Genomic DNA, 4977 nt, shown 5'->3' with positions numbered 1-4977 from the left:
TGTGAATGGTAGAGCCTTTAAGCATTTACAACAATTACAACTGGAGTTAGCTGATTACGTGCATTGGTTTAACCATTATCGTATTCATAAAAACCTAAACTATATAACACCTATTCTATTTAAAGAAAATACCTTAAAAAAATTGTCTAGTTAAGTGTTGACATACCAGTGTTGACATACCAGATATAAATTTAGAAAATATAATTTAGAAACTTTGCGTTTTAATGTTAAAGATAGACTTTACTTAGATAGTGAATAGGTTAGTATGTAAATTAATTTTTTATGCAATTTTGAACTGTAAAATACTAACTATCTACTATGCTGGGAAGTACTAGGAGGGGATGCTGTGAAATTAGTTGGTTTAAAAACACTATATAATAATATGAGGATGTTAGATATTACACGAACTAAATTTAATGTTAGTATCAATAATGTTATATTTGAAATAATTTATTTTATCGATTCTCTTCCACATAAGTTAGCGATAGGGATTAGAGAAGTCAATCTCTTTTTTGAAATTGATGTAAAAAATGGATTTACTATTAATTAAAGCAACAGATATAATTTGTAATTTGTTTTCCGGTTCCTCAGGAATATTAAATACCAGAGAATATCAAGAGTAATTTTAATTTTAGGTATGGATTTAAATTACTTACACACAAAAACATCTATGGAACCAAAGAATGATAAGAGCTATTACGGTATAATTAAGACCGAATATTATAATAGTCGCAACTGATCCATGTTACGTGAAGTAATAGTAGAAAGCAAAATTTGGTTATATTAAATGCATATCTCCTGAAATGGAGAGTTTTATCATATTCATATGGCAACAAATTAGGTCCAATAATTTTAACACTTTAATGAGCATATAGAAGAGGGATAGCATTTGTAAGAAGAAGATCAGCAGTAGAGGCCAAATGAAGCAGGTCCCTAATTATCGGTGGAGAAAAGGTCAGTTTCCAACTATATTTTTAACCAAAGTAACCCACTACGTTTGAAATGCGCAAAATCAAGAATATTGGTTTCCGACTTTATTGCCACTGAAAAATAGTTTGTTCCCCTGTAACTCTCGGTTTCAAAGATGTATCTCTACTTTCCAAATGTAATTAAATTTTACAAAGAATGGGAAGCGGAGGTAGGTTTGTATCGGGCTCTATGTAATACTCCAACCAGAATCGGAAGCGTACAGTTAGTACGCCTTCTCGGTTCTTTTTTGTTAAGCAAAATAACGAAAAGCATATGAGAGAAGGAAGGAGAAGGGTCAAGGATACATGGGTGAGGATAAAAAGCGAAGAAAAGAGTGGGAAAACCCGAAAACCCCCTAATTCCAATCACCATATTTCTATTTTATTTTGTAAAACAGAGTTCCATTTTATTTTTCATCACATGGTTTTCGTCTAACTTTTATAAGAAGTAGCACTTTCTTTTGTAAAACTAAGTTTAAAAGATATATTAATGTCACAGTTAGAATTACAATATCTCTATGAATCTGGAGTAGCCTGACACTGTTATAGATATTAGAAAATCGGGCACAGGCAAATCCATAAGCCAATACTTATATCTAAGTATCATCATCTTCACCCCTTCTATTTTCCTTTTAGGGTCATTTTGTCTAGTTAATGAATTTACGTAAGAATATAATCTAGTTTTTATTCTGTAATAATAAAGAATCAAAAACCCAAAAAATAAAAGCGTTAATAAAGGCAATCATGAAGAGTGCTAACGAAAAGGAAGCGTATAGCAAACCGACGAAAAAACATACAACAGTAGCTCCAGTTAGATAAATAACTAAGTAATATGCAGAAAATTTACGAGGTTTTCTATTTAAAATGATTTGAATTGGTAAAGCAATTAATAGGTAACAAACTAAATAAATAAGAGTGATAATAAAATATCCTAAAAAAGGAATTGAATCTAAATAAAAATATACTGTAGAGCTAATTGCTGCGGAGATTAACGAGCAAGCAAATAGAAGTACTATTGTCTTCACATTAATTTTGGTCAAACCACTCAACCACCCTTTCCAAATTAAATACAAAATTTCTATTTTTTTGAATTTACTATTGAAATCCTTTTCAAGTGATAGTAATATTACCAATAGTAATGGTAACATAAATATAATAAAGAGGAGTAGAAAAATTATGAAAAAATTATTTTCAGTACTTTTATCTAGTTTAATTTTATTAGTTTGTTCACCAATGCTAACTTCAGCTCAAGACACCGAAGATGTAGCAATAAAGAAGGAAAACAATATTCTAACAATCAATATAAAAAAAGAGGGGGAAATGTATAAGGTATTCAAAGACGATACTTTAGTTTATGAAGGAGAAAAAAATGTATTTAGTGAAAAAATGGATTACTCTCAACAAAAATATAGAATTGGAATATTTGAGGACAGTAGATTACTAGAGGTAATTCAAGTGAACATAAGAAACGACGAAAATACTAAAATTAATAAAAGTAGGATAAATAATTTTAACGGGGGAAATAAACGGCAGTACATAGGTGATTTGATTAAGGAAACTAAGCTTGAAACAATTACAAGCACAACTGGTGTCACTTTAAATTGGAATAAAATACCAGACGAAGATGGCGTATATGAAATCTATAAAAATGACAAAAAAATAGCCGAAACAATTGATTTATCTTATACAGACTCGAATGTAGTAGCTGGCGAAAACTATTATTATACAGTAAAAATTAAAAACAAATTAACTGAAGAAGAAGAGGACCAACTCATTAGAGATAATAAAGAAAACGAAAATTTTAGTAGTGAAGAACTAAAAGAAAAGGTTAACGAATTACGTTATGGAGGAACTTTAAATACTCTAGTAAAGGTACCTGATAACAACAAACAATACCTAGAAAATGATTTACTAATGGATTCATTTTTAAATGACAATGAAAAAGCTAATATAGCAGCTAATGTCCCAATGTTCTTTGATGTCACTTATAGAACCTTTATTCCTTATAATTCAGTCGAAAACCCAAATCCTTTCTCTGGAGCGAATTATTTAAAAGGAGATAATCGATCTTCTTTTCAAGCATACACTGATAAATATCGAACTGAAGCAAGAGTATATGCCCAATTTGATTATCCTCCAGCACTCAAATTATGGTCCGATGTTAACGCAACATATAGTTGTGAAACATCAACGTGTCAAGATACTAATTATGAAGGTACAGCAAGTACTTCAGGTATTGACTTGAGAATAGTTAAGGAACAAAGAAACGATTTACAATGGAGAGTTATTCACGGAGTTCCAATCCCATTGACTGGCCCATATCCAGAAATTGATTATGGTTATGCCGTCCAAGCTAGTCCAAACCATTTCTCTGCAGTTGGAAACCATGACGAAGCACCAAACCATGAATTATGGTTAAATTCTCCGGGCGAAAGCATACGTATTTACGGATTCAAAGTAGCAAGTAAGAAGGATTTCTGGAAACTTTGGGGTATTAAAGAAAGTTGGAGTTTCGACATGTAATGGATAAATTAAAAATTTCACATTAAATCGTTAATCTCTTCAGATTTTAAGGACTATGGATGCTCTTAAAGGCAAATGTAGTCCTTTATTAATCCTAATTGGTTGCAAAGGATGAGGAGAGTTATAGAGGAATAAAGTGAAATATGAAATATTTAAAAATTTTAACAAAAACTAATAACCTTCGTCAGTTTACATAATTATAGGCTATTATTTATTAAGACAAAATTGAATTAATAATAAGAATTGGAGAAGCCGTAAAAGTCCAATACTGCATAAATGGGTGGTTAATAAGAAAAGAGAGGCTAATAAACTTATAAGCATTTGGAGGGAGTATTTTGGAAAAAGATTTGAAAGCAGATAAAGTGTTTATCTCATATGCCTGGATAGGTTACACTTGACTAGACAAACAAATTAAGGTGAAGTAGGCTAAACAGAACATAAAATGGTTCCTATTATAAAAATAAGTTTGTTCAACAAAGTGCCTTTATGCAGAGAAGCGGGCATAATAACCTCTTTTCAAGAGCCAAGTGTTTAATACCTGGTTTCTGGCGTATCACTCATGCCCGGAGAGGCTCCGGGTCAAGGCCGCATGTAAGCAGTCACCATAAGGGTCTACGTCTACTCACTTAAAAAAGGAGTGTAACCATAATGACAAAAGCAAGAAGAACCTTCTCAGCTGAATTCAAATCTCAAATGGTACAACTATACCAAAACGGAAAACCTCGAAAAGACATTATTGCCGAGTATGACTTGACGCCATCTGCATTGGATAAATGGATAAAACAACATAGTCAGACTGGCTCTTTTAAAGAAAAAGATAATCGTACACCAGAAGAAAATGAGATTCTGAAACTACGCAAAGAAAACCAGCAATTACGAATGGAAAATGATATTTGCACCTAAAGGTATAAATGCGACTAAGCATATAAAATGCTAAGTCTTACTAAAAAGCAAGCAACGCTGATTATCGGACGAAAGTAACTGTCATAAAGCAAAACACGCATAAATACTCGATATCAGCGATGTGCACCATTCTGCACGTTTCTCGCAGTGGATACTACTACGAGCTCCAACGTAAAGAAAGCAATAGATGGAAAGAAGAAAAAGAATTAACCATCTTAATTAAGGATATATTTTATCAAAGCCGTAGAGCGTATGGATCACGTAAAATCAAAGTGGTGCTCAAACAACAAGGCAAGCAAGTATCCAGACGCCGAATTGCACGCATTATGCGTGAGAATGGTCTCGTTTCTAAATACAATGCAAAACGAGCGTACAAGCCTTCGTCGAAGCAGAGCAATGAAGCCGAAATTGCCAATGTATTAAATCGTGATTTTAGCTCGTCTGTACCACTTCGTGTGCTTGCAAGCGACTTGACGTATGTAGATGTAGCTGGAAAATGGAACTACGTCTGCCTATTTGTCGACCTTTTTAATCGAGAAATTATTGGATATAGCGCAGGAGCAAACAAAGACCATCGATTGGT

At 32.5% G+C, this 4977-nt stretch carries 6 protein-coding genes; 5 read left to right on the top strand and 1 reads right to left on the bottom strand.

Translation table 11 applies throughout. The features are described from left to right. The first annotated feature begins 1 nt into the window (after position 1). Complete coding sequence (locus D1839_RS21545; protein WP_120381526.1) at positions 2 to 154, top strand: IS3 family transposase; 153 nt, start codon at positions 2 to 4, stop codon at positions 152 to 154. Positions 155 to 346: 192 nt separating this feature from the next. Next, entirely contained in the window at positions 347 to 550 is a 204-nt protein-coding gene (locus tag D1839_RS19965; protein ID WP_120381525.1) for a hypothetical protein, read from the top strand. 1095 nt (positions 551 to 1645) lie between these two features. Here D1839_RS19965 and D1839_RS19960 read toward each other — a convergent pair. After that, entirely contained in the window at positions 1646 to 2008 is a 363-nt protein-coding gene (locus tag D1839_RS19960) for a UPF0715 family protein (protein WP_158589715.1), read from the bottom strand. Positions 2009 to 2144: 136 nt separating this feature from the next. Here D1839_RS19960 and D1839_RS19955 point away from each other — a divergent pair, with 136 nt between their 5' ends. The 3 genes from D1839_RS19955 to D1839_RS19945 form a co-directional block, all read left to right on the top strand. Continuing rightward, positions 2145 to 3491 carry a hypothetical protein gene (locus tag D1839_RS19955; RefSeq protein WP_120381523.1) on the top strand — a complete coding sequence of 449 codons (1347 nt, stop codon included), beginning with the start codon at positions 2145 to 2147 and terminating at the stop codon, positions 3489 to 3491. A gap of 648 nt (positions 3492 to 4139) precedes the next feature. Further along, a complete protein-coding gene (locus D1839_RS19950; RefSeq protein WP_120381545.1) occupies positions 4140 to 4394 on the top strand; it encodes a transposase in 255 nt (84 codons plus the stop codon). A 119-nt stretch (positions 4395 to 4513) separates the two neighbouring features. After that, the coding region (locus tag D1839_RS19945) for an IS3 family transposase (RefSeq protein ID WP_147358306.1) at positions 4514 to 4977 on the top strand (464 nt) is incomplete at its 3' end.

This window comes from Roseburia sp. 1XD42-34 (genome assembly GCF_009917385.1).
Lineage (GTDB): Bacteria > Bacillota > Bacilli > Bacillales > Amphibacillaceae > Virgibacillus.
Note: the sequence above shows the minus strand (reverse complement) of the source record. Positions and strands in the feature narration are given on the sequence as shown.

Bases quoted from the DNA above. Each gene is read 5' to 3' on its own strand.
- D1839_RS19950 (WP_120381545.1), top strand. From the start codon at position 4,140: ATGACAAAAGCAAGAAGAACCTTCTCAGCTGAATTCAAATCTCAAATG.
- D1839_RS19955 (WP_120381523.1), top strand. From the start codon at position 2,145: ATGAAAAAATTATTTTCAGTACTTTTATCTAGTTTAATTTTATTAGTT.